The organism is Kaistella haifensis DSM 19056 (assembly GCF_000735695.2).
GTDB lineage: Bacteria > Bacteroidota > Bacteroidia > Flavobacteriales > Weeksellaceae > Kaistella > Kaistella haifensis.
On record NZ_JASZ02000022.1, the window covers coordinates 17,492 to 43,152 of the forward strand.

Sequence of the window (25,661 nt, forward strand, 5' to 3'; positions counted from 1 at the left end):
ATTGTTCTATTGAACATTAAAATTTCAAAAATCTCAATGAATTTATCCATCATCATACCACTTCTTAATGAAGAAGAATCTCTTGAAGAATTGTTTTCAAGAATTGATTTGGTTTGCAAAACCGAAAATTTGTCCTACGAAATTTGGTTTGTAGACGACGGAAGTACCGATCTTTCGTGGAGTATTATCGAAAATTTGAAGGTGCAGAATCCGCAGATTCATGGGATCAAATTTTCTAGAAATTACGGTAAATCTCAGGCGCTTCATGCAGCTTTTGAAAGAGCAAACGGCGATGTAGTGATTACTATGGATGCTGATTTACAGGATTTTCCAGAAGAAATTCCGGAATTGTACAACATGGTAAAAAATGAAAATTACGACATTGTTTCCGGCTGGAAGAAAAAACGTTTCGATAATGTAATGACTAAAAATATTCCTTCAAAACTCTTTAATGCAGCTGCCAGAAAGGTTTCGGGAGTAGAACTTCACGATTTCAACTGCGGTTTGAAAGCTTATAAAAAACAAGTGGTAAAATCCATCGATGTTTATGGTGATATGCACCGATATATTCCGGTTTTGGCTGCCAATGCGGGTTTCCGAAGAATTACTGAAAAAGAAGTGAAACATCAGGCAAGACCTTACGGAACCTCAAAATTTGGAACTGAAAGATTTATTCGTGGGTTTTTGGATTTGGTAACGCTTTGGTTTGTAAGTCGTTTCGGAGGAAGACCGATGCATTTCTTCGGTGCTGTGGGCACTTTGATGTTTATCATTGGATTTTTATCAGCACTTTGGCTCGGAATTTCAAAATTAATCGATGTTTCGAGAGGAATTTATGGGCACCTTTTGACCAATAATGCCTGGTTTTTCATTGCTTTAACGATGATGTTGATGGGAACTTTGCTCTTCATCGCAGGATTTTTGGGTGAAATGATCATCAGATCGAACCGCGAACACAAAAATTATAATATCGACGAAGTGATTTAAGATTTGTCTAAAAAAATAGAACTTAAAGAAAAACTTATGAAAAAGCTGTTTTTTCTCCTCTTGATATTTTCCGTGATTTCCTGTGGAAAAATCTCGCCAAAAGGTAATATCAAAAGCAAAGATTTTCCGGTGGAAGAATTTGTAAATGTTAATGTCAAAGGAAAATTTCGGCTATTTTACATTCACTCCGATAAGGATTTTGTAAATGTGGAAACCTATCCGAATTTGATTAAAAACTTGAAGATTGATGTGAAAGATAAAACCTTGAATATTGAAGAAAAGAGAGAAACTCAGTCTGTTGATTTTTATAATATTACCATTTATTCGAAAAATAATTTAGAAAAAATTTCCATTTCCGATTCCGTTGAAATGAACATTTCGAGTGAAATAAAAACCGATAATTTTAAATTAAATTTAAAAAATAATGCTAAATTTATTGGGTCGGTAAATTCTCGAAGAGCAGAAGTGCAAATGACGGAGAAGAGTCGCGCTAATTTTTTAGGAAAGAGCAAAGATGCAGTGATAAAAATAGCTGACACAGCAAGTTTGATCGCGCCTTATTGGATTATTGATAACTTAAAAATCGATTCCAAAAACGGAAATTACGCTGAAGTAAACGTGAAAGATTCATTGAAAGGAGAAATCAAAAATACCGCAAAATTTGTATATTACAATGATCCAATCAGAGCTTTCAAGATTGAGAAAACAGCGAACGTGAATAATAAAGAATTGAAATAGCTGCAACCTTTTGGAATAAAGGGATAGACCAATTATAATTTAGATGTTAGATTGAGTTTCAAATTCGTTGAATTAATTACCCTTTCATAAATCTATTAAAAATTAAAATAAATGTTTAACAAATGGAAATGAGTGTGTGAAATTTAAAAACTTCCATCTTCTAGCTTCCATCTTCTAACTAAAAATATATGACAACTTTAGAAAAAGCTAAACTCTGGCTTACAGATACTTTCGACGAAGAAACCAAAAGAACCATCCAAAATTGGATTGATACCAATTCTGACGAACTGGAAGATTCTTTTTACCGAGACTTGGAGTTCGGAACCGGCGGAATGCGCGGTGTAATGGGAGTTGGAACCAATCGTCTTAATAAATATACATTGGGACAAGCTACACAAGGCTTGGCAAATTATCTACATACCCAGTTTCCTGGCGAAGAAATAAAAGTCGCAATCGCGTATGACGTACGAAATAATTCCAAAGAATTTGGGAAAATGTGTGCAGATGTGCTTACTGCAAACGGAATCAAAGTTTTGTTGTTTAAAGAACATCGCCCGACTCCCGAACTTTCTTTTACCGTTCGCGACAAGAAATGTAATGCAGGAATTGTTCTTACAGCTTCTCACAACCCGCCTGAATATAATGGTTACAAGGTGTATTGGAACGACGGAGCACAAATTGTTCCTCCTCATGACGATGCGATTATTAAGGAAGTTTATGCAGTGAAATTCGATGAAATCAAATTCAATGGAAACGATGAATTAATCGAATGGATCGGAGAGGAGCAAGACGACGTTTATATCGATGCATGTATTGAAAATTCCCTTTATCAAAAGGATAAAACGGGATATGATAATCTCAATATCGTATTTACTTCCATTCACGGAACTACTTACACCACCATTCCGAAAGCTTTGCGCAAAGCAGGTTTCCAGAAAATTGATTTGGTTAAAGAGCAGATGATTCCAAGTGGAAATTTCCCAACGGTAGTTTCCCCGAATCCGGAAGAACCTGCAGCGTTGGAAATGGCGATGGATTTGGCAAGAATTACCAACGGAGATATCGTAATCGGAACAGATCCGGACGGTGACCGTTTGGGAGTTGCGGTGAGAAATTTAGATGGGGAATTACAACTTTTAAATGGAAATCAATGCAACACGATTCTTACTTATTATATCTTGGATCAATGGCAAAAAGCTGGAAAAATCACTGGAAAAGAGTTCATCGGTTCGACGATTGTGACTTCCGATGTCTTCATTGATATCGCTAAAAAATTCGGTGTTGATTGCAAAATTGGGTTAACGGGATTTAAGTGGATAGGAAAAATGATCCGCGATTTTGAAGGTAAAGAAAAATTCATTTGCGGGGGTGAAGAAAGTTTCGGATTCATGACCGGAGATTTCGTTCGCGACAAAGATTCTTGCGGATCTGTTTTGCTGGCTTGTGAAATCGCAGCTTGGTGCAAAGCTAATGGCAAAACCATGTATCAGTACATGATCGATATTTACAAAGAAATCGGAATGTATTACGAAGGACTCATCAACGTTGTAAGAAAGGGAAGATCCGGAGCAGATGAAATTAAACAAATGATGACCGATTTCCGCGAAAATCCACCAAAAGAAATCGCAAATTCAAAAGTTGTTGAAGTACGAGATTATCTTGAACAAACTTCATTAAATCTTTTAAATAATGAAAAATCGGTGATGGACGGGATTCCAAAATCCAATGTATTGATCTATTATACCGAAGATGGAACCAAAGTTTGCGTTCGTCCTTCAGGCACAGAACCGAAAATAAAATTCTATGTTTCTGTGAAAGATTCTATCGTTTCTGAGCAGGATTTCAAAGAAAAATTAGTGCTTTTAGATCAAAAAATAAATCAAGTAAAAGCAGATTTAAACTTGTAATATCGACTCAATCATCAATTAATACAAAGAAAGCGGTAACTTTTCTTATTGCCGCTTTTTTTTAATCAACTAATAAATAAGCCACGTGAAAGTATCCAAAATCGCCCAAAACCTCATTGGTTCAGAAATTATCAAAATCGGAAATCAAGTCAACGAATTAAAAGCTCAAGGAGCTGAAATTGCCAACCTAACTATTGGTGATTTAGATTCCAATATTTATCCGATTCCGGCGCAACTGAAAGAAGAAATTCAGAAAGCCTATCAAAATAATTTAACAAATTATCCGCCAGCAAACGGACTTTTATCCTTACGAAAATCAGTTTCCAAAGACTTAAAAAATCGTTGGAATCTCGAATATTCTGCCGAAGAAATTTTAATTGCAGGTGGCTCTAGACCGCTGATTTATGCCTCTTTCAAAACTATTGTGGACGATGGGGACAAGGTAGTTTATCCGATTCCGTCTTGGAATAATAATCATTATGCATACTTAACCAACGCCGAAAAAATTGAAGTAGAAACTTCGCGTTCCAACAATTTTCTACCAACTGCTGAAGATTTAAAACCTCATTTGGAAGGTGCGGTTTTGTTGGCGCTTTGTTCTCCGTTGAACCCAACTGGGACGATGTTTACAAAAGAACAACTTACCGAAATTTGTAAATTGGTTTTAGAAGAAAACAAAAAACGTGGCGAAAATGAGAAACCTCTTTATTTGATGTATGATCAAATTTATGCGATGCTCACTTTCGGGCAAGAACATTTCAACCCGGTTTCTTTATTTCCTGAGCTTAAAGAATACACGATTTTTATTGATGGAACTTCCAAATGTTTCGCAGCGACGGGCGTCCGCGTTGGTTGGAGTTTTGGACCTGCAGCAGTAATCGACAAAATGAAAGCTTTGCTCGGACACGTTGGTGCATGGGCTCCAAAACCTGAACAACAGGCGGTTTCCACATTTTTAAATGATACCGAAAGTGTAGAGCTATTTGTAAATGATTTCAAGGGAAAAATTGCAGAAAGTCTATCCGTTCTTCACCACGGAATTCAGGATATGAAATCCCGCGGATTCGCTGTAGAAAGTATTCAGCCGATGGGCGCGTTATATTTGACGATCGAAATCGATTATCTTGGAAAAACTAAACCTGATGGATCGCAAATTTTGGATTCTTCAGACCTTGTTTTTTACTTAATTAATGAAGCTGGTGTGGCGCTGGTTCCGTTTTCGGCTTTTGGTAATTCACGAAATATGCCTTGGTTCAGGGCTTCTGTTGGTGGTTTGTCCTTAAATGAAATTCAAAAAATGTTGCCACGATTAGAAAACGCACTTTCAAAACTAAGCTAATTGATGAAAATTATAGCTGTAATTCCTGCGAGATACCAAGCCAGCCGGTTTCCCGGAAAACTGATGCAAGTTTTGGGCGAAAAAACCGTGATTGCCACGACTTATCAAAACGTGGTAGAAACAGGTTTGTTCGATGAAGTTTTTGTCGCTACAGATTCTGAGATTATTTTTAAAGAAATCATTAAAATCGGTGGAAATGCTGTGATGACCGGCGAGCATGAAACGGGAAGCGACCGAATTGCAGAAGCCGTTCGCGATATTGAGTGCGATATCGTAGTAAATGTTCAGGGAGACGAACCTTTCTTGAAAACTGAACCACTGAAACAGTTAATTTCGGTTTTTAATGATGATTTCGAGGAGAAAATTTCTTTAGCTTCACTGAAAATTCAATTAAAAAACAAGGAAGAAATCGAGAATCCAAACAATGTGAAAGTAATCACCGATAATGATGGTTTTGCGCTATATTTCAGCCGTTCGGTAATTCCTTATCCGCGAGAAATTCATCCGGATGTTGCTTATTTTAAGCATATTGGCGTGTATGCATTCCGGAAAAATGCTTTACTCAATTTCGCGCAATTGCCGATGAAACCTTTAGAAATTTCTGAAAAAATCGAATGCATCCGGTATTTGGAATATGGTATGAAAATCAAAATGATTGAAACGGATTTTGTGGGAGTTGGCATTGATGTTCCTGAAGATTTGGAAAAAGCAAGAGCAATTTTGAGCGCAGGAATTTAATTATGACATACTTAAATTCAAAAAGTATATATTTGAAAAAATAAATTGATTGATTGAATGAAAAAGATCGTATTGGTGTTGATGATATTGGTGAGTGGAATTATTTCTGCACAAACTGCCAAAGAAATTATCGACCAAAATATAGAAAAATCGGGTGGATTAACTAATTGGAAACTGTTGAATTCCATTATTTTACAAGGTAAACTCACGCTAGGAATCAATGATTCTTATCCGATAAAAATTTATCAACAAAGACCAAACTTGACCAAAACCGTAATTACCATTAATAAAAAAGAAACGGCGATCGAAGGTTACGACGGAAAAAAAGGTTACGCGATGAATTACGCGACCAATAAACTTCAGGAATATCCGAACTACAACGCGGAAAGTTTCGATACCGATTTTATCGATTGGGAAAACAAAGGTTTTGAAGCCAAATATCTTGGAAAAGAAAAAGTTGGCGAAACTTATTGTCACAAAGTTGAATTGACCAAAAATGTCAACAAAACCATTTATTATTTCGATACCAAAAATTATATGTTGTTGAAGGAAGTAAAAAGCGATGAAACCCTTTCGTACAGCGATTATAGAAAAGTCGGTAGTTTGCTAATGCCTTACAAAATTGAGGCTTCTTCACAGAAAAAAGACAGCGATTATGTGATGATTCTCAATACTATAGAAACCAATAAAGCTTTGCCTGCAAATACTTTTAAGTTTTAATAAAAGAATTTTCACAAGAAAATTTTTCACAATAATAAACCTTTAAGTATGAAAAAAATATTCATTCTTCTTTTATCAGCTGCAGCTTTTTTGCAAAATTGTACCCAACAGAAGAAGGAAGTTTCACAGGATAAAAATGTTATTATGAAAAGCATTTACGACTACAGAGTAGAAGGTTTGGACGGTAAAGAAATTAATTTTGCTGATTTTAAAGGGAAGAAAATTCTCATTGTGAACACCGCTTCCGAATGTGGGTTTACACCGCAATACGCTGATCTAGAAACACTTTCCAAGGATTACAAAGATAAATTGGTGGTCATTGGTTTCCCAGCCAATTATTTCGGAGGCCAGGAACCGGGTAGTAATACTGAAATTGGTGCTTTTTGTCAAAAAAATTATGGGGTAAGTTTTCCGATGGCTGCAAAAGTTTCGGTAAAAGGTGATGATACTGCACCAATTTTCAAATATCTCACGGAAAAAGATTTGAACGGCGTGAAAAACACAACCATTCTTTGGAATTTTACGAAGTTTTTGGTCGATGAAAACGGAAAATTAATTGATAGTTTCATAAGTACTACCAAGCCAACAGACGACGCAATTACCAAATATTTAAAATAAAAAAAGCCGCAATTTTTGGAAATTGCGGCTTTTCTTTTCTTCATTTTTATCGATATCTCTCGTGTTCTTTATTTTTCGTAAATCGATCGGTAATTGGTTTGAATAAACTTTTATATTTCTCGATATCAAATAGTTGCGAATCGGTAAGTGCTTTGTAAGTAAGCCACGCACCGAAAGGGAAAAGAACCATATTTGGGAGCCATGCCGCCACGTAAGGATCCAATTTTCCGGACCAAGCCATGTTTTCTACCGAGAGATTCATAACATAAAAAATAATGAAAACCACGATAGCGATGACCACCGGAAGTCCCAAACCTCCTTTTCGGATAATTGATCCTAAACTCGCGCCAATTAAGAAGAAAATAAGACATGTTACCGAATAAGCGAAAATACGTTGTTGGTATAAAATAACCCGCGAAAAATACCCGTGAAGCTCTTTTATTTGGGAACTCTTACTGGTGTTCAAACTCTTGATTCCGTCGATTTTGTTGTACGCGGAATACAATAATTCTTCCCTCTTCTTTTGTTCTAAACTTTCTATCGTAGGAGCAGCAACGATTTTTCCTTTTAATTTTGTTTTATCGATATAGCTCACAAAACCGTTGGTTTGGTTGATCAGTTCATTGCTGATGTTGCCAATTACATTATCATTTTCTTTTTTAGCTTTGTCAATGGTGGAATTGAGTTCGATGAAATTTTGAAACGAATAATCATCGGTAATTTTTTGAGATTCTAAAGCTTTATTAATGATATCTGAAATATTAAAATGTGAAACCAAAGTATCGAATTTAATCGCTTGATCCGGTTGTTTCAATCTTTGGTTGTAATCTGAATTAGAAATATTATCTTCAAAAATATGCCCATTGAAAAGCACTAATTTCAGGAAATTTCGGTTGGTGGCAGGAACAAATTTTCCTTTTTCAGCTACAATTGATTGTTGGTTTTCGAAAGAATTTGCCATTTTGTGAATAAACACGCCCTCCAAATTTTCACCATTCTCGCCGGAAATTTTATCGAACTTTACACTGTAACCTGGAATTTGTTGGATAAATTGCCCGGGTGTGAAATTGAGAGCCGGTTTTGTCGCAGCGATATTGTAGAGCATATTTTTGGCTTTCCGCTGGAAATCGGGAATTACATTATTTGAAAATATAAAAAGGAATAGCGAAAAAATAAAGGCAACCCCAAACAAAGGCAACATAATTCTTGTTAATGAAATTCCTGCTGCTTTCATCGCGGCAAGTTCGTACCTTTCCCCAAAATCGCCAAAAGTCATGATGGAGGCGAGCAAAATCGTAAGTGGAAGAACCAACTGGACGACAATCGCCGAAAGGTAGGAAAGCAACTTCAGAATTTCCCAGTAACTAAGACCTTTTCCTGTGAATTGGGCCAATCGGATCCAGATGATGTTCACCACGAAAATGAAAAACAATACACTGAAAATAAAAAGAAACGGGCCGAAAAAAGTTTTAATGACGTAGCCGTCGAGTTTTTTTATCATGCACCAAATTTACCAAAAAAGTTTTTAAAAATTCACAGAAAAAAATCCTCCCGAATTGAGAGGATTTTGTGATTATAACTCGGTTATGAGATAGTTTTTGTATTGATTTTTGTCGAAAGAAAACATCGAGTTGCTCAATGTTTGGTTTTCTTTGTAATCGCTGATTGCTATTACAGAAACCGAATTGTCGGTTGAAAATTGCTCTAGTTTTACCAATTGTTTTTTCGCATCATTCACGAAAAGGTTAACCTCTTTAATTCCGTTATTCTTCGTTGGAATCAATTTAATATGGTCAGTTTTTACGCCATTTACGGTAATTTTTCCGAGATATTTTACGTTGTATCCTTTTTTATATTCTTCTACATAATTCAGTGGAGAAAATATTTGAGAATCTGGCGTTGGTTTAGCAACCGTCACTTCCTGATCTTCGCCGGAGATATTGTAAACATTGTTCCCATCGAAAATCTGTTCTGTTCCCATGATTTTCAATTTGTATTTATCTTGGGCAGAGTAGAAGACGCCGGGTTCGGTTTTGGTTACTTTCTTGTTATGGCCGGTTCCGTAGACAAATTTAAAGTAAACATTATCTTTTGCTTTATATTTACTGGAAACCGCATCGAGAATTGATTTTGCTTTTGCATCGATTTTCTGAGCAGAAAATGTTGCTGCTGTTCCCAAAACGAAAACTCCACCGGTAATTTTTTTCAATATACTTTTCATATGTAGAATTTATTTTTTATTAAGGTCATATGCAATCGCCTTTTTCCACAATAATTTTTGGGTATAATCTAATCTTGGCGATTTCATTCTTTTTTATTTTTTGGATTAAAATTTTAAAATAAAGTTAAACCGTTGTTTAAAGTTTAAATTTAATTCCGCAATTCTTCCAAAAATTGTTCCAAAGAATTCAAATCACTGATTAACACTTCCCTTGCTTTTGCCCCATTGAAGCCGCCTACAATTCCGCTGGCTTCCAATTGATCCATAATTCTACCGGCTCGGTTGTAACCCAATTTCAGTTGCCTTTGCAACATGGAAGTAGATCCTTGCTGTGTGGAAACAACGATTCTTGCCGCATCTTCGAAAAGGGCATCTTTTTCGTTCGGATCAAAAGTTCCCGCAGAAGAGGTAGTTTCCTCGCTTGAATATTCAGGTAGCATGAATGCACTTGCATAACCTTTCTGTTCACCGATGAATTCTGCAATTTTTTCAACTTCGGGAGTATCGACAAATGCGCATTGTAGCCTTAAAATTTCATTTCCGTTAAAGTAAAGCATATCACCTTTTCCGATCAATTGATCTGCTCCCGGAGAATCTAAAATCGTTCTTGAATCTACACTCGAAATCACACGGAACGCTGCTCTTGCTGGGAAATTCGCCTTAATCATACCTGTAATTACATTCACAGAAGGACGTTGAGTCGCAACGATTAAGTGAATTCCAACTGCTCTTGCTAATTGAGCCAATCTTGCAATCGGAAGTTCTACTTCTTTTCCTGCGGTCATAATTAAATCTGCAAATTCGTCAACCACCAAAACGATATAAGGTAAATAGCGATGTCCGTTTTCAGGATTGAGTTTTCTTTCGGAAAATTTCTTGTTGTACTCTTTTAAGTTTTTACAAAACGCATTTTTAAGCAAATCATATCGCTGATCCATTTCTATACAAAGCGAATTCAGCGTATTGATTACCTTGTGAGTATCGGTAATAATCGCGTCGTCACCATCCGGAAGTTTTGCCAAATAATGTCTTTCAATTTTGGAATAAAGCGAAAGTTCCACTTTTTTAGGATCCACCATCACGAATTTCAGTTCGCTTGGATGTTTTTTGTAGAGTAGGGAAGTGAGGATCGCATTAATTCCTACAGATTTTCCTTGTCCCGTCGCACCTGCCATCAGTAAGTGAGGCATTTTTGCTAAATCTGCCATGAAAATTTCGTTCGAAATCGTTTTTCCGAAAACCACCGGCAAATCCATATCGGTATTCTGGAATTTCTGGGAAGCAATCACACTTCGCATCGAAACCATCGAAGGATTTTTTCTTGGAACTTCAATTCCGATGGTTCCTTTTCCTGGCATTGGTGCGATAATTCGAATTCCTAGAGCGGAAAGATTCAGCGCGATATCGTCTTGTAATTTTTTAATGGAAGCTACTCGGATTCCGGCTTCAGGAACGATTTCGTATAAAGTTACGGTTGGTCCTACCGTCGCTTTTATTTCAGCAATTCCAACATTGAAATTCTTTAGAAGTCCAACAATTTTATTCTTATTTTCTTCTAATTCGTCGCGGTTGATGGAAATTTCTTCGTTTCCGTAATCTCTTAGCAAATCGATCGTCGGCATTTGGAATTTCGCAAGATCTAATTTGTGATCGTAAAGCCCGTGTTTATCAATAAGTTCCTGTGATTTCTGATCGGTTTCATCCAAAATATCCATCGTTTTTGCAACTTCTACTTTGAATTCGATGTTATCTGTTTTTGGAGTTGGAGTAGTTGTTGGATTTAAATTGATTTCAGCCGCGGAAGTTTCGGTTACCGTGATTTTTTGTGGAATTTCTCCTTCATCGAAGGTCGTTTTATTGGGAGTTTTAATCGTTTCAAAATCATTACTAATTTCGACCTCAGGAAAACCTTTCACTGGAATTTCTACGGGAGTCACCGGCGCAGAAGTTGGAGAAACGATATTTGTTTTTTCAGTATCAACTTTAGCAATTTCTTCTAATTCCTCGTCTGCTTCGAAGTTTTCAGAACTTGGCATCATTGCTTTTACTTTTCCTAAAGTATTTTCATTCAAATCATTAAGTTTCGATTTGATATTTTTTGGGTTTAAATTAAATTCTAAAACAAAATAAAGAGCAATACTTACAAAAAGAACCAGCCAAAGTCCTGCAGTTCCGATTACCGAATTTAGAAAATCCATAATTTGGAAACCATATACGCCGCTTAAAACACCTTCACCTTTCGTAATTGCGCCCATAAAAATAGGCAACCAACAAATGAAAAACAGAGAATGGCCAAAGGTTTTCCAAGGTTTGAAATAATTTTTTTTCATAATCATCGTTCCGAAAACAAAAAAAATAAATGCTACCGCAAATGCAGCAATACCAATGCTTTCGAAAATGAAAAGATTGCCTAACCAATCGCCGATTTTACCGAAAAAATTCGAAGATTTCACAGTTTTATCGAGCATCGTACCAGCTTGGCTTTGATCCGCTTTCCAATTCAATAGATATGAAACGAAAGAAAAAGTAAGCACAATAGAAATAAGAACGAACAACACACCAAAAAAAATACGTGGTTTTGATAAGATTTTACTTTGTTCGGAAGTAGATGTCGGGGAGGTTTTAGCGTTTTTTTCCATAATATCAATGAGGGCAAATTTAATAATAATTTTAAGAAATTGTGACCAAGTTTTCAGTTTTATTTAGCATTAAAATGTTGAACTTTTCTCTATTTTTCTTTAAATTTTTAATAGTAATGAGAAATAAATGATGATTTTTAAATTGATGACAAATTTCGATATGATGATTTTTTGTGGAATAATATTTGAACTCGATTGACAATATTTAAATCAATCACAATGAATCCAAACAACGAAAATAACAACGAAGAAAATTCTAAAAAAGTTGCTCCCGAAATTTTAGATTCTGCTGAAGACAACCAATCAAAATCAGCGCCTGAAAATAGAGACAGACTTCCAGAAAATGCCGAAAATGCAGTTCCGCCAAAAGCTTGGGAGAATCAGAAAAAAGCTTATGACGACGCTTGGAATAACAATAAAAATCAAAATCTTGATAATGATTTTTAGATTTCCAGAAACAAAAAAAATTCCACTTTTGAGGTGGAATTTCTATTTAAAGTTGATTCAATAATTAATCCTTGAAAATTTTGACCGGTTTTTTATTTTCATCCAAAGCAACCAACGTGAAATCGCCTGAAACCGCTTTCTCTCTCTTTTCTTCATACATTTCTTCAACGAAAACTTCTACATTCACTTTCAAACTGGAGTTGCCGACATATTTTACCTTACCGATAAGTTCAACCAGCGTATCTGCAGGAATCGGTTTTTTAAAATCAATTCGGTCGCAACTTACGGTTACAAAGGACTTTCTTGCAAATCTTGTTGCGGTCATAAACGCAACTTCGTCCATCATTTCCATCACCGTTCCACCAAACATGGTGTTGTGATGATTGGTAATGTTCGGAAATACTACCTTGAAAACATGGGTTTCGGAATCTTTAATTTTTGATTCGTAATTCATTTCTGTGGGGTTAAAAATTAATATTTGAAATGAATAGAAATTCTTTCTACTTCAAATCGCGAAAGTTTTTGGGGATCCGACTTCTTATTTCTAAATTACGGTTGCGCGACAGATCGTGAGTTGCACACGATTCACCCTTTTCGCCGGCAAATATAGCGGTTTTTGTGAAAAATTTAATGATTTCTTAGTGGCAATTGACGCAGATTTTAAAATGTAGAAAAAATAAGGTCGAATTTTTAAATTTCGAAAAATTGCCGACTTGTGCAAATCCGAAAGTTTATGGAAAATAAGTTAAAATTGGAATCATTTTTGAGTTAACCAATTAATTTTAAAAACCACTATTATGAGTACAGAAGATAAAGACAAAGAATTAGAAAAAAATTTAGAAGAATTGGATTATAATCCAAAAGAAGATATTTTTAACAAAGAAGAAGCAATCCCGATGGACGGGGATGGGAATCCAATTACCAACCCAAATAATTTAGCTGACGAAATGCCTTATGGATTGGATATCCCGGGTTCGGAAGATGACGACAATTTTGAACAGATTACAAGCCAAATTCCCGACGAAGAAAATGAATATTACAGTTTGAGTGATAATGAAGATGACCACGAGGAAGTAAATGAAGACCTGATCGAATAATAGCAGCCTTACTTTTTTAAGTAAGGTTTTTTGTTAGTAAAAAATCTTGTTTAGATTTTTCCTTATGTTAATAATTAAAACATCAAAAAAGAATACTCAATTTACCCTGATTTTATTGAATTTGAGTTCATTTTCAAAACTGAATATTTCAGAACAAAATTCGAAAATCAGGCAATGCAAAATTTAAATTGGAAGATCAAGTTTTTAAAAAATTTAATTGATAAAAATAATCTTAAAGCAATCTGATATTCTCAATATATTTTAAATTCCATATCTTTTAATATTTGCATAGATTTTCTAATTTGAATATCTTTAAAACCACAAATTTTCAAATCTCAAATACGAAATCTCAAATTTAAACATGACTTTCCAAGAACAAATAAAACAAGGAATTCCCACAGAATTACCTCAGCCAAAACCATACGACTCAACCATCAATCACGCTCCGAAACGTAAAGAAATCTTAACGGATGAAGAGAAAAAACTCGCTCTGAAAAATGCTTTACGTTATTTCGAACCAAAATTTCACGCAGAATTATTGCCGGAATTCAAGGAAGAACTGGAGAAGTTCGGCAGAATTTATATGTATCGCTTCCGTCCGAATTATGAGATGAAAGCAAGAGATATTGCCGAATATCCCGGAAAATCTGAGCAGGCAAAAGCCATTATGCTGATGATTCAGAACAATCTGGATTATGCTGTGGCGCAACATCCCCACGAGCTGATTACTTATGGTGGAAATGGCGCTGTTTTCAGCAACTGGGCACAGTATCTTCTGACGATGAAATATCTGTCTGAAATGACGGACGAGCAAACATTAACAATGTATTCCGGGCATCCTATGGGATTGTTTCCTTCGCACAAAGATGCTCCGAGAGTGGTTGTGACCAACGGAATGATGATTCCAAATTATTCTAAACCGGATGATTGGGAAAAATTCAATGCTTTGGGTGTGACGCAGTACGGACAAATGACGGCCGGATCTTATATGTACATTGGTCCGCAGGGAATAGTTCACGGAACAACGATTACAGTTCTGAATGCTTTCAGAAAAATAAATAAAGATCCAAAAGGCGGATTATTTGTGACTTCAGGATTGGGCGGAATGTCTGGAGCGCAGCCAAAAGCCGGAAATATTGCTGGTTGCGTTACGGTAATTGCAGAAGTTAATCCAAAGATTACTAAAATCCGTCACGACCAAAAATGGGTGAACGAAATTCACGAAAATCTGGATGAATTGGTTGAAAGAGTGAGAAAAGCTCAGGAAAATAAGGAAACGGTTTCTTTAGCTTATCTCGGAAATGTGGTAGAAGTTTGGGAGAAATTTGACCAAGAAAATTTGAAAATTGATATTGGTTCCGACCAAACTTCGCTTCACAATCCTTTTGCAGGAGGTTATTATCCTGTAGGAATTTCATTTGAAGATTCCAATAAAATGATGGCGGAAAATCCTGAACTTTTCAAAGATAAAGTCTATGAAAGCTTAAGAAGACACGCTGCTGCAATCAATAAACACACCGAAAAAGGAACGTATTTTTTCGATTATGGAAATGCTTTTCTACTCGAATGTTCCAGAGCTGGAGCCGATGTTTTGGCAGAAAAACCGACTTTGGGAAGAGAATTTAAATATCCTTCTTATGTTCAAGATATTATGGGGCCGATGTGTTTCGATTTCGGTTTCGGGCCTTTCCGTTGGGTTTGTGCCAGCGGAAAACCGGAAGATTTACAGAAAACGGACGAAATTGCCTGCCAGGTTTTAGAGGAAATAATTAAAAATTCTCCTATCGAAATTCAGCAACAAATGCAAGATAACATTACCTGGATTAAAGGAGCGCAAGAAAATAATTTGGTGGTAGGTTCGCAAGCAAGAATTTTGTACGCCGATGCGGAAGGCAGAATGAAAATCGCTGAAGCCTTTAATAAAGCCATTACAAACGGTGAAATTGGGCCGGTTGTGCTCGGTCGCGACCATCACGATGTTTCTGGGACGGATTCGCCGTACCGTGAAACTTCCAATATTTACGACGGTTCCAGATTTACAGCAGATATGGCGATTCACAATGTGATTGGCGACAGTTTCCGTGGGGCGACTTGGGTTTCTATTCACAACGGCGGCGGAGTTGGTTGGGGAGAAGTAATCAACGGTGGTTTCGGGATGTTGCTCGATGGAAGCGATGATGCCGATAGAAGGCTGAAATCAATGCTTTTCTGGGATGTGAACAACGGAATTTCCCGACGAAGCTGGGCTAGAAACGAAGGTGCTATCTTCGCAATCAAAAGAGCAATGGAAATCGAACCGAATTTGAAGGTGACACTTCCGAATTTGGTGGATGAGCGTTTGTTTTAATTCAACTTTGTCAAAGTTTTTTGAACCTCACCAAAACATTGTTGGGAACCTGCCCAACCTCTCGGGAAGTGTAAAACAATAGTGTTTGTCCTTTCCCGAGGTGTCGGGAGGTTTAAAACAAGGGTGTTTGTAACTTCCGGAGGAGTCGGGAAGTCTTCTGCAATTTGCGGGAAACCTTCCGAGTGATCGGGTAGTTTGTTTTAGGGGTATTTGTAAGAAAATGATATTTTTTTTTATATTTGATATTATAAATTATTATCAAATCATTAAATAAAACATAAAAAAATTATGAAAATCAAATTAACAGCACTCAGCACAAAAAACCTTGCCACATTGGCGCAAAGAGTGATTTCTTCTTCTAGTTCCGGCAATTATCAAGTGATTGCAAACCACCCGCTTTTATTGGCTTTACAAGCTTCTTACAACGAATACGATTTGGTTTATACGAAACAAATCTACAGCGGAAAAGGGACTGATGTAGCTGCAGCAGACCACGAGAGAGACGCGGCTTACAACAATTTGAAGGCTTTCCTGAACGGATACCGAAAGTTGCCTTCGGCGGCAAATTTTCAGTTGGCGGAAGACTTGTATCAGGTCTTCAAAACGTTCGGATTGGATATGAACCGCCTGAGCTACTCTTCGCAAACGGCTCAAATGAAAAAGCTGGTAGAAACCCTGGAACTACCGGAAAATGCACAGAAAATAACGACTTTATCATTAACCGCCGCTTTCGCAGAGATGAAAACCAAGCATGAAACTTTCGAAACGCTGTTTGCCGAACAAGCGGAAGCTAATGCAGATTTAAGAAATATGACGAGTGCATCCGCCATTCGCCGGAATCTGGAGCAAACGCTACGTTCGTACCTTAATCTCATCACCGCTATGAAGGAGGTTCCGGGTTGGGAGCTGCTCTATGCCGACATCAACGAGTTGGTAAAAGCGGCGAGCAATTCTAAGGTAAAACCTAAAGAAGAAGATCCAACTCTGTAGAAAATAAACCATCATCAACCTGTCCATTGGCAGGTTTTATTTTTCTAAAAATAGAAGAATTGTATTTGTATAAGATATTGATACGAAAAACTGTAGAACCTAAACAATGGCACAACGAAACCAAAGAGGAAATTTTGGAATCACTTATGAAATTAGAGGAAGACATAAAAAACGGTAGAGTACACGATTATCAAACAGTAATGGAAGATCCAAGAAACCGACTGCAAAAATATCGAGATGAAAAACAAAAAAAAAACTCCGCAAAGTGATTTTGCAGAGTCTATTCTCAATGAATTAAAGTTCTTATCCCAAAACAGTTACGGAATTTTGTAACATTTCGTACAAAGCATCTTTACCATTGTCGGGTTTCACGTTCACAGCGCGTGTTCCGTTGAAATGCAAACATGTGATATAGCCCAATTGGGTGGCGTCCAAACAAGTGAATTTTACACAATAATCAAGCGCTAAACCTACAATTTCTAGTAATTGAATATCGTGATATTTCAAGAAATCGTCCAGACCGGTTTTCACAAAATGGTTGTTATCTTGGAAGCCGCTGTAACTATCGACATCGGTGTTTTTTCCTTTCTGAATGATGTGGGTTACCTTGTCGCGGTTAAGATCTTTATGAAACTCTGCCCCGAAAGTTCCCTGCACACAGTGGTCTGGCCACATAAACTGTGGTATTCCGTTTAAAATGATGGTTTCACCTACTTTTTTTCCGTTGTTTGAAGCAAAACTTTTGTGGTTCGCAGGATGCCAATCTTGCGTGAGGACGATTTGGTCGTATTCATTTTCTTCCATCAGAAGGTTGATGTAGGGGATTATTTCGCTGGCTCCCGGAACCGCAAGTGCGCCGCCTTCACAAAAATCGTTTTGTACATCTACTATTATCAGTGCTTTTTTCATAAGTTAAATTGTATTAAAAAAAAATAGAATCGTTTGAGATTTTGGGTAAATTTACAAAATAGAAAGTCAAATTTTTAGCCAAAATCATTAATCAGCCAAATCGGCAAAATAGAATATTAAAATGGACAATTTAGAACAAAAAAAATATCCGATCGGAACTTTTCAATGGCCGGAAAATATTTCGGATGCAGAGATTGATCTTCACATAGAAACGCTGAAATATTTCCCTCAAAAATTAAAAAGATTAATAGAAAACTGGATTGATGATATGCTGGAAACTCAATACAGATCGGGTGGTTGGACGGTTCGGCAACTCATCAATCATCTCGCGGATAGCCATATGCAGAGTTTGTCGAGATTCAAATGGGCTTTAACAGAAGAAAATCCGACCATAAAACCTTATGATGAAGCCAAGTGGGCGGAGTTGCAAGATAGCCGCAGCGAACCGGTGAAATCGGCACTTCTTATTTTGGAAGGTTTGCATTACCGATGGGCGCATTTGCTGAAAACGATGACTAATAAGGACTTTAGCAGAAGTTTTTACCATCCGGAACATCAAAAAAGTATGAATCTAAGAGATATGCTTGCATTTTACGCTTGGCATTGCGATCATCATTTTGCACATATTGAAAATTTAAAAAAAGAAAAAGGTTGGTAGCCAAGAAATCGATTTTCAATCCGGAAGATTTAGAAGAAATAAAACTGAGAATTTCCAAAATTAGCCCACAATCTGAGAGAAAATGGGGAAAAATGAATGCTGCGCAAATGTTTCGACATTGCGATAAAATTCTGCAGATCGGCTTTGGTAAAATCATTTTGCCCAAAATTTCTCCCGGAATAAAATGGATTGGAATGTTCACGAAATTTGAAATGAAAATTTTCAATAATGGAATTCCGCCAAATATGCCGACTTTTGCGAAGGTAATTACCACAGAAAACTGTAATTTTGAAAAATCAAAAAGTCAGCTTCTGGGAACACTCGACGATTTTGTTGCAAAAGGATTGAAGAATAATTTGCTTTCCGAGCATCCGCTTTTCGGGAAAATGACGCAACAAGATTGGGGTTTTATGGAGTATAAACATCTTCACCATCATTTAAAACAATTTGGAGTATGAGTTTTTTTAATAAAATATTTGGAAGTTCGGAAGAAGAAAAACCATCACCGAAATTTTGGAAATATATTGAATCTGAAGAAGATTTGAAACGTGCAATTGCAACTTCTGCAGAAAAAAAAGTGGCTATTTTTAAACATTCCACAAAATGTTTTATCAGCAAAACGGTATTGAAAAACTTCGAAAAAGAAGTTGAAAATTCTGATAAAAATGTGGATTATTATTTTCTAGATTTGCTTGCGCACAGGGATTTATCAAATAAAATTGCCGATGATTTGGGAGTAACTCATCAAAGTCCGCAACTGATCGTTTTGGAAAATGGAGTAGTGGTGAATCATGCTTCTCATCAAAGTATTTCTTTATCCTTAATCTAAATTTGCATCTTTTACATGGAAAATATCGAAACCTATTTATCCGAAATCTTAGAAATTCCGAGAAATGAAGTTACCCAATGCAGCAGTTTTTATGAAACAAAAAGCGTTGCGAAGAATGAATTTCTACTGAAGGACGGTGAGGTATGTAATGCTACTTATTTCGTGGAAAAAGGCTTGCTCAGAATGTATTCCATTGATAAACACGGAAAGGAACACATCATTCAGTTTGCCCCGGAAAAATGGTTGATTTCGGATAGAAGCTCGCTTTATTTTAATGAAAAATCGAAATATTATATAGAAGCGGTGGAGGAATCAGAAATATTGTTATTAAAAAACGATTTTTTTAAAAATATGGCTTTGCATTTCCCAAAAACTGCCGAAAAAAACGATTTGCTTTTGCAGAAACATATCCGAAATTTGCAGAATCGGGTGAATTCACTTTTGGCGGAAACTGCCGAAGAACGTTATATGAATTTCATTAAAATGTATCCGGATATTTTGCTGCGTGTTCCGCAATGGATGGTGGCTTCTTATTTGGGAATTACGCCGGAAAGTTTGAGTAGAGTAAGAAAAGAATTGGCGCGGAAGAATTTTCAGCCTTCATAAAAAAAGGAACTCAAATCGAGTTCCTTTTCCTTTGTTTCTTTTTGAAATTATTTACCTAAATAAGATTTCAAAATCTTACTTCTGGTATTGTGTTTCAAGCGTTTGATTGCTTTTTCTTTAATCTGACGAACTCTTTCTCTTGTAAGATCGAAAGTTTCACCGATTTCTTCTAAAGTCATTGGATGTTTCCCGTTCAAACCGAAGTATAAACGTACCAAATCAGCTTCACGAGGCGTTAAAGTTTGCAACGCTCTTTCGATTTCGATCTGAAGAGATTCCAGCATCAAATCTTTATCCGGACTTGGCGATTCCCCGGACCGCAAAACGTCATATAAATTGGAATCTTCACCTTCAACCAATGGCGCATCCATCGACAAGTGTCTTCCGGAGTTTTTCATTGATTCTTTGATGTCGTCTTCGCTCATATCCAAAACTTCCGCCAATTCTTCCGGAGAAGGAGGTCTTTCGTTTTCTTGCTCCAGGTGAGCGTAAGCTTTGTTGATTTTATTGATAGAACCAATTTTATTTAAAGGCAATCTTACAATTCTGGATTGTTCTGCCAATGCTTGCAAAATCGATTGGCGAATCCACCAAACGGCATATGAAATAAATTTAAAACCTCTGGTTTCATCATATCTTTTAGCAGCTTTCATCAAACCAAGATTCCCTTCGTTGATCAAATCGGGTAGGGAAAGTCCTTGGTTTTGGTATTGTTTCGAAACAGAAACCACGAAACGTAAGTTGGCTTTAATTAGTTTTTCAAGGGCAACTCTATCGCCAGCGCGAATTTTTTGTGCCAATTCTACTTCTTCATCAGCGGTGATAAGGTCCACTTTACCAATTTCTTGTAGATACTTGTCGAGTGAAGCGGTTTCTCTGTTGGTAACCTGCTTGGTAATTTTTAATTGTCTCATGTATTAAAACCTGTCCACTTTAGGACTGCAATATATTATACGATGCGAAATATAAAAAGGTTACACTGGTTTTAAATTTCAATTAAATAATTGTGATGTTTCATTCATATTTAAATGAAAAAATACAAGTTTTTAGTTTTAAATTTCTAATTGCGGTTTGTAATTAATAAATTTGAATAACAACCAAGTATTATGCTGAAAATATGAGATTTTATTTATCAAAAATTTATTTTTAATATTTATTTTTGATGAAAAATATAGCATTATGACATTTTCACCTATTATTATAGGAACCATGCGTTGGGGAATTTGGGGCGCCAATCATTCCCAAAAAGAAGTTCAGAAACTCATTGAAACATCTCTGGAAGAAGGTTTTTCCACTTTTGATCATGCCGATTTATATGGCGATTATACCACCGAAAAACTTTTTGGCGATGCGTTTTCTCAAATGAAAATCAATAGGGAAGAAGTGCAGTTGATTACTAAATGCGGAATCGAAATGCCTTGCGAAAATCGAAATTATCAAATCAAATCTTATAATTATTCAAAAGAACATATTTTAAAGTCGGTGGAAAACAGTTTAGTAAATTTGCAAACTGAATATTTGGATCTTTTGTTGCTGCACCGGCCGTCTCCACTGATGAATCCTCAAGAAATTGGTGAAGCTTTCGAAGAATTAAGAGAAAAAAAATGGGTGAGACATTTCGGCGTTTCCAATTTTTCCCCTTCGCAGTTTGAATTGATTAATGATGCTTTTCCGTTGGTTACCAATCAGGTAGAAATTTCGATTAATCATACCAACGCTTTTGATGATGGAACTTTGGATCAATTGATGAGAAAAGGATTGCAACCGATGGCTTGGTCTGTTTTGGGGAACTATTTTTCAAAGGAATCTGAGCAGAACAGCAGAATAAGATTGGTTTTAGTGGAATTGTGCAAAAAATATAATGCAGATGAAAATCAGTTGCTTTTGGCATTTATTCTCAAACATCCCGCCAAAATTCTTCCTGTTATCGGTACTTCAAGATGGGAAATGATTAAAAAGTTCAAAGAAAGCCTCGATATTAATTTGGAAAGAGAAGACTGGTTTAAACTGTTGGAAGCTTCGCAAGGAAAGGAAGTAAATTAATATTAATCATAAAAAAGTTGTTTTTCTGATTTATAATTGTATCTTGCACCCGTTTTTATATCCGAAATCAATATTTGTTCATCCTTTGTTGACTTTCATTTATAATTTCAACAAGTATTAATTTTTTTAATTTTTTTTATGATGAACATTTTTGTTTCAAACATCAATTACTCTACAAGAGAAGAGTCATTGCAGGACCTTTTTTCAGAATTTGGCGAAGTATCTTCTGCTAAAATTATCACAGACAGAGAAACCGGTAGATCTAGAGGATTCGGTTTCGTAGAAATGGGCGACGAAGACGGTAAAAACGCTATCGAAGCTTTAAACGGTAAAGAATTGGATGGTAAAGAACTTAACGTTTCTGAAGCTAAGCCAAGAGAAGACAAACCAAGAAGAAGTTTCGACAATAACCGTGGAGGCGGTTACGGTGGAGGAAACCGTGGCGGTGGTTACGGTGGAGGAAATCGTGGCGGTTCAAACTGGTAAGATTTTTCTACAAATAATGAAGCGGCTTTTTAGCCGCTTTTTTTATGGAATTATTTTCGAAAGGGAGAATCTATTTCTTGCGGATTAAAATGTACGCGTCACTGAAATAGATATTTTCTGTCCCGAAATTTTCCCTGATAAGATTATCGAAAATGATTTTGATATGATAATTTCCCAGATCGTGTTCCAACGTAATTTCCGGAACAGAAAGACGCCCCGTTCTGTTGCTGTGCTTTGCCATCAAGGCTTTTATTTCTGCACTTGCATCCCACTTTTCATTGCTGTTCAAAGTAATAATTAAAAGTTTTTCTTTTTGCTGGCTGGTGATGGTAAAAATATCCTGGCCAACAGTTAACCCTTCTGTGTCCCGGAAATTGCCAACCCTCGCAAAAAAATCGTAACCTTGCACAGACCGTAATCTGTTTTCAGCAACAAGTTCGAAATTTTCTCCAAAAGAGTTTTTGGTTTTGTCAACATTCGAAAATGAAGACCGGATCTGACTTTGTATTCCGTATAATTCTCCCTTATTAATTTTGCTGGTAATTATCTTTTGATATTTTAAATTCATGTAATTCAAGACGAAATGCGTTTCATCACGTTTTACCAAAAAGCCGATTTTATTGGAAATTTCATCTGCCACAGTGTCTGAAACTTTTGCAGTGAAATCTATTTTCCCGTTTTTCAGTACCTTGTTCTGATTCAGGATATTTTTAAGTTCTGTTTTCTGACTCCTTGTCGCGACAGAAAATGTATTCAGATAAGGAAAAACCAGCGAAAATAATCCAAACGCAAACATGCTGATTGGAACAAATTTAATCGTCGCTCTTTTTGTGAAAATAAAATAGAAAACAACCGACGTCAGCCAAATCGCCAGTAAAAGGACAAAATATCTGGGTTCGGTATAGCCGTATTCTAAAATTCTTGTGAAAATAGCGGTAAAAAGTAAAACAAGAAGCGGGATAAGGGTAAAATAAAATATTCTCGAAAATACTCTTACCCAAGAAGTCGTAGATTCTTGTTTTAAAGGATGCACCAGAAGTAAAGCCAAAATCCCTACGACTGAATATGCTAAAATTAAATACGAAACCCAGCCCCTCGGAAGCTCCCAGTTTAAAAGGATTTTAGCAGAATAAAAGTAAAGAATTACCGCATAAATGATTAAGAGCGGAATTAAAATATATTGGGTGAAAAATTTCAGAATTACAGGATAAGTTTCGTCTTTTTCCAATTGCAGAAGTCCCTTTTCATTAAACAGAAGAAAGATAAAACTGCTGCCGAAAATGGAGAGGAAATAGAACGTTTCCAGATAATACCGGTCGTTAAAATTGAAATCGAAAAGTTTATCCACTGCCAGAATCGCGAGTTCTACACCGCCTGTTAAAACACCGGTAAAAATCGCGGTAAGAAATAAATTAATAAATAAATTCTTGTTGTACTGCCAGAAATTCAGCTCTTTCTCTTTTCCGAAAAAAGCAATAAACGATACTAAAAGATGTGAAAGAATAAAAGTCGGTACAATCAAAAACGCATAACGCTCGGTGAAATATTTTTCTTCTTCGGGAAGAAGAAAATAGAAAAATATTAAGAACAAAACACCTGAAATCTCCAGTAAAATTTGCTTTCCAATCCGTTGCGAAAGCATTTTCAAAGCAAACATAAGTGAAATTCCGATACAGGAAACCAACGCGAATTTTATAAAAACAAAAAAATTAGGATTTGAATTGAAATTGCCGTGAGCAAAGCACATCAGCGAAACTGCTCCAAAAAAAGACATGAGCAGTACCATTGGATATTGGCGGATCACAAGACCAGCTTTTCCTGTTATTTCCTTAAATTTATTTAGCATTACGTTAGGGTTAAATTTTACAAAAATGGACTGAAGTAGCGTTAAGGAGAAAAATTTTATTTTTTCTTTTTTTCTTTCTTTTTCTTCTTATCCTTTTTGCCGGTTTTCTTACCCGAAGTTATTTCTTCTACAAAATCACTGATCGGATTTTCCTGTTCAGGAATTTTGGTCCCGAAAAGATTGGTAAGTTCGGAAGGATTAAGCAGTTTTACATCAACGAGAGTTTTTACCAGTTCGCTTCCGGAATTTCCGAAATATTGCTCCACAAAAGATTTGGTTCGGTACTCGCGATAGTCTTCAAAAGGGATGGCAACCCGGTATTTAAAGATTCGGCCTTCTTTTTCTGTGGTTAAAAATTCTTTTTCCACCAAAATTTTTATAAAAGTAGAAACTGTATTTTGGTGAGGTTTCGGTTCGGGATACTGCTCCATTACCTCTTTCATGTAAGCGGAATTCAGTTTCCAAAGGATGGTCATTAAAAGTTCTTCGGCATGGGTGAGCTGATTTATTTTCATAGTTTTAATGCTGAATTTGGATATGGGTATAAAGATAAATAAAAGATATGAAACCTGCGATAAGGGCGCCGGAAAGGACTTCTCCTACGGTGTGTCTTTTCAGAATAACTCGGGATATTCCTACAATAATCGTTATGAAAAACCATACCATTCCCAATATGGGATTGCTTGAAAAAAATAAAGCTGCAACGAAAAGGTTGAAAGAGGTATGCATGGAACTTTTGATAAAATAATTGCTGATCTGCATTACTATAAGTAAAACCATGATAAAAACCATTATAAGATCAGCATTTTTATTAACGGCAAAATCATACAGAAGATATCCGGCAATAGCAGCGATAATAAAGAAATAAAGACTTTTTCGTTGTACACGGTTGGAAACGTCCATGTTGGAATACTTCCCTGTCTTCACATTCCAGAAAATCCATATTGAAATAGGAAGTGCCGTTAAAAGAAATAAAGGTAAAAAGCGACGAATAGTTTCTTGTACCGAGTAATTTTCATAACTGAAATACAAAAAATACAGGAAAAGAGAGGTGAGAGGATTGAAGAAATCGGAAATAATTTTCCAAACCTTAGTTTTCGTTGTAGTGGTATTTTTGAACATAAAAATAAATAGTGACTCAAAAATAAGTTTTTTTATCTGTTTATAATTAGAGCCTGTTTAAATTTTATTCAATAAATTTTTTATGGCGGATAATTTTACCATATTTTCAGAATTTTCCATTAGTAATTCGTAATTCCTGCATAATCTCCTGTCGTTATCAAACCAGGAAAATGTCCGTTCAATAATCCATCTTTTAGAAAAGGGCTTAAAATCTGTTTTCTTTTCATCATTTCTCATCACCACATTGATTAGATAAGCAAACTTATTTTTCACCTGTTCTATGATTTCTCCTCTGTAACCTCCATCAGCAAGAATAATCTTCACAGGACTTAAGAAATATGCCAAAGTTCTCATGAGAAAATCAACAGCTTTAC

Annotated in this window: 28 protein-coding genes; 18 read left to right on the forward strand and 10 right to left on the reverse strand. The window is 36.1% G+C overall.

The features are described 5' to 3' along the window. The first annotated feature begins 36 nt into the window (after positions 1–36). The 7 genes from AP75_RS09880 (at position 37) to AP75_RS09910 (ending at position 7,047) form a co-directional block, all read left to right on the forward strand. A complete protein-coding gene (locus AP75_RS09880; protein WP_031502026.1) occupies positions 37–987 on the forward strand; it encodes a glycosyltransferase family 2 protein in 951 nt (316 codons plus the stop codon). A 36-nt stretch (positions 988–1,023) separates the two neighbouring features. Beyond that, positions 1,024–1,725 (forward strand): GIN domain-containing protein, encoded by a 702-nt coding sequence (locus AP75_RS09885; RefSeq protein ID WP_031502025.1) that lies wholly within the window; start codon positions 1,024–1,026, stop codon positions 1,723–1,725. Between the two features lie 188 nt (positions 1,726–1,913). Then, on the forward strand, positions 1,914–3,632 hold the full coding sequence (locus tag AP75_RS09890) for a phospho-sugar mutase (protein ID WP_088264515.1): 1,719 nt from the start codon (positions 1,914–1,916) through the stop codon (positions 3,630–3,632). Between the two features lie 85 nt (positions 3,633–3,717). Then, positions 3,718–4,971: a pyridoxal phosphate-dependent aminotransferase gene (locus AP75_RS09895; protein ID WP_031502024.1), complete on the forward strand. Its 1,254-nt coding sequence runs from the start codon at positions 3,718–3,720 to the stop codon at positions 4,969–4,971. A gap of 3 nt (positions 4,972–4,974) precedes the next feature. Then, positions 4,975–5,709 (forward strand): 3-deoxy-manno-octulosonate cytidylyltransferase, encoded by a 735-nt coding sequence (gene kdsB, locus AP75_RS09900; protein ID WP_088264517.1) that lies wholly within the window; start codon positions 4,975–4,977, stop codon positions 5,707–5,709. Positions 5,710–5,766: 57 nt separating this feature from the next. Next, positions 5,767–6,429 (forward strand): LolA-like protein, encoded by a 663-nt coding sequence (locus tag AP75_RS09905; protein WP_088264518.1) that lies wholly within the window; start codon positions 5,767–5,769, stop codon positions 6,427–6,429. A 48-nt stretch (positions 6,430–6,477) separates the two neighbouring features. Next, positions 6,478–7,047: a glutathione peroxidase gene (locus tag AP75_RS09910; RefSeq protein ID WP_031503728.1), complete on the forward strand. Its 570-nt coding sequence runs from the start codon at positions 6,478–6,480 to the stop codon at positions 7,045–7,047. A 46-nt stretch (positions 7,048–7,093) separates the two neighbouring features. Here the strand turns inward: AP75_RS09910 and AP75_RS09915 are convergent, their stop codons facing one another. The 3 genes from AP75_RS09915 to AP75_RS09925 all read right to left on the reverse strand — a co-directional run bounded on the left by AP75_RS09915 (position 7,094) and on the right by AP75_RS09925 (position 11,907). Further along, positions 7,094–8,548 carry an LptF/LptG family permease gene (locus AP75_RS09915; RefSeq protein WP_031503726.1) on the reverse strand — a complete coding sequence of 485 codons (1,455 nt, stop codon included), beginning with the start codon at positions 8,546–8,548 and terminating at the stop codon, positions 7,094–7,096. Between the two features lie 72 nt (positions 8,549–8,620). Further along, positions 8,621–9,268 (reverse strand): LolA family protein, encoded by a 648-nt coding sequence (locus tag AP75_RS09920; RefSeq protein WP_031503723.1) that lies wholly within the window; start codon positions 9,266–9,268, stop codon positions 8,621–8,623. Between the two features lie 149 nt (positions 9,269–9,417). Further along, on the reverse strand, positions 9,418–11,907 hold the full coding sequence (locus AP75_RS09925) for an FtsK/SpoIIIE family DNA translocase (RefSeq protein WP_088264521.1): 2,490 nt from the start codon (positions 11,905–11,907) through the stop codon (positions 9,418–9,420). Between the two features lie 219 nt (positions 11,908–12,126). Here AP75_RS09925 and AP75_RS09930 point away from each other — a divergent pair, with 219 nt between their 5' ends. Beyond that, positions 12,127–12,354 (forward strand): hypothetical protein, encoded by a 228-nt coding sequence (locus AP75_RS09930; protein ID WP_031503721.1) that lies wholly within the window; start codon positions 12,127–12,129, stop codon positions 12,352–12,354. 64 nt (positions 12,355–12,418) lie between these two features. On the opposite strand, the gene AP75_RS09935 is transcribed toward AP75_RS09930, so the two are convergent. Then, a complete protein-coding gene (locus AP75_RS09935; RefSeq protein WP_031503719.1) occupies positions 12,419–12,808 on the reverse strand; it encodes an acyl-CoA thioesterase in 390 nt (129 codons plus the stop codon). Between the two features lie 343 nt (positions 12,809–13,151). Between AP75_RS09935 and AP75_RS09940 the strand changes: the two genes are divergently transcribed. The 4 genes from AP75_RS09940 (at position 13,152) to AP75_RS09955 (ending at position 17,057) form a co-directional block, all read left to right on the forward strand. Next, entirely contained in the window at positions 13,152–13,451 is a 300-nt protein-coding gene (locus tag AP75_RS09940; protein WP_088264523.1) for a hypothetical protein, read from the forward strand. Positions 13,452–13,812: 361 nt separating this feature from the next. Then, complete coding sequence (locus AP75_RS09945) at positions 13,813–15,798, forward strand: urocanate hydratase (RefSeq protein WP_088264524.1); 1,986 nt, start codon at positions 13,813–13,815, stop codon at positions 15,796–15,798. 288 nt (positions 15,799–16,086) lie between these two features. Further along, the gene (locus AP75_RS09950) at positions 16,087–16,788 is read left to right on the forward strand and encodes a DUF6261 family protein (protein ID WP_034767430.1); all 702 of its coding nucleotides are present in this window, start codon (positions 16,087–16,089) and stop codon (positions 16,786–16,788) included. A 77-nt stretch (positions 16,789–16,865) separates the two neighbouring features. Next, complete coding sequence (locus tag AP75_RS09955; RefSeq protein ID WP_221404535.1) at positions 16,866–17,057, forward strand: hypothetical protein; 192 nt, start codon at positions 16,866–16,868, stop codon at positions 17,055–17,057. A 34-nt stretch (positions 17,058–17,091) separates the two neighbouring features. On the opposite strand, the gene pncA is transcribed toward AP75_RS09955, so the two are convergent. Further along, positions 17,092–17,697: a bifunctional nicotinamidase/pyrazinamidase gene (pncA, locus tag AP75_RS09960; RefSeq protein WP_031503712.1), complete on the reverse strand. Its 606-nt coding sequence runs from the start codon at positions 17,695–17,697 to the stop codon at positions 17,092–17,094. Positions 17,698–17,818: 121 nt separating this feature from the next. Between pncA and AP75_RS09965 the strand changes: the two genes are divergently transcribed. The 4 genes from AP75_RS09965 to AP75_RS09980 are packed head-to-tail and all read left to right on the forward strand — an operon-like array spanning position 17,819 to position 19,790. Beyond that, positions 17,819–18,355 carry a YfiT family bacillithiol transferase gene (locus AP75_RS09965; RefSeq protein ID WP_088264527.1) on the forward strand — a complete coding sequence of 179 codons (537 nt, stop codon included), beginning with the start codon at positions 17,819–17,821 and terminating at the stop codon, positions 18,353–18,355. Next, positions 18,349–18,813 carry a DUF1569 domain-containing protein gene (locus AP75_RS09970; protein ID WP_088264529.1) on the forward strand — a complete coding sequence of 155 codons (465 nt, stop codon included), beginning with the start codon at positions 18,349–18,351 and terminating at the stop codon, positions 18,811–18,813. The genes AP75_RS09965 and AP75_RS09970 overlap by 7 nt, the downstream gene beginning before the upstream one ends. Next, the gene (ytxJ, locus tag AP75_RS09975) at positions 18,810–19,184 is read left to right on the forward strand and encodes a bacillithiol system redox-active protein YtxJ (RefSeq protein ID WP_031503709.1); all 375 of its coding nucleotides are present in this window, start codon (positions 18,810–18,812) and stop codon (positions 19,182–19,184) included. Before AP75_RS09970 ends, ytxJ begins: the two co-directional genes overlap by 4 nt. Positions 19,185–19,199: 15 nt before the next feature. Then, positions 19,200–19,790, forward strand: coding sequence for a Crp/Fnr family transcriptional regulator (locus tag AP75_RS09980; RefSeq protein WP_031503707.1), 591 nt, complete (start codon positions 19,200–19,202; stop codon positions 19,788–19,790). Between the two features lie 47 nt (positions 19,791–19,837). On the opposite strand, the gene AP75_RS09985 is transcribed toward AP75_RS09980, so the two are convergent. Beyond that, positions 19,838–20,704, reverse strand: a complete 867-nt coding sequence (locus AP75_RS09985) for a sigma-70 family RNA polymerase sigma factor (protein ID WP_039344711.1) — start codon at positions 20,702–20,704, stop codon at positions 19,838–19,840. 265 nt (positions 20,705–20,969) lie between these two features. Between AP75_RS09985 and AP75_RS09990 the strand changes: the two genes are divergently transcribed. Together AP75_RS09990 and AP75_RS09995 are read left to right on the forward strand one after the other, a co-directional pair. After that, complete coding sequence (locus AP75_RS09990; RefSeq protein ID WP_031503706.1) at positions 20,970–21,833, forward strand: aldo/keto reductase; 864 nt, start codon at positions 20,970–20,972, stop codon at positions 21,831–21,833. 141 nt (positions 21,834–21,974) lie between these two features. Then, positions 21,975–22,319, forward strand: coding sequence for an RNA recognition motif domain-containing protein (locus AP75_RS09995; RefSeq protein WP_055043157.1), 345 nt, complete (start codon positions 21,975–21,977; stop codon positions 22,317–22,319). 70 nt (positions 22,320–22,389) lie between these two features. Here AP75_RS09995 and AP75_RS10000 read toward each other — a convergent pair whose 3' ends face one another. The 4 genes from AP75_RS10000 to AP75_RS10015 form a co-directional block, all read right to left on the reverse strand. Then, entirely contained in the window at positions 22,390–24,165 is a 1,776-nt protein-coding gene (locus AP75_RS10000) for a DUF4153 domain-containing protein (protein WP_088264530.1), read from the reverse strand. A 56-nt stretch (positions 24,166–24,221) separates the two neighbouring features. Beyond that, positions 24,222–24,680, reverse strand: coding sequence for a BlaI/MecI/CopY family transcriptional regulator (locus tag AP75_RS10005; RefSeq protein ID WP_088264531.1), 459 nt, complete (start codon positions 24,678–24,680; stop codon positions 24,222–24,224). Between the two features lie 4 nt (positions 24,681–24,684). Beyond that, on the reverse strand, positions 24,685–25,287 hold the full coding sequence (locus tag AP75_RS10010) for a phosphatase PAP2 family protein (protein WP_031502057.1): 603 nt from the start codon (positions 25,285–25,287) through the stop codon (positions 24,685–24,687). 57 nt (positions 25,288–25,344) lie between these two features. After that, on the reverse strand, positions 25,345–25,661 hold a 317-nt coding region (locus AP75_RS10015; RefSeq protein WP_088264535.1), incomplete at its 5' end, for a transposase.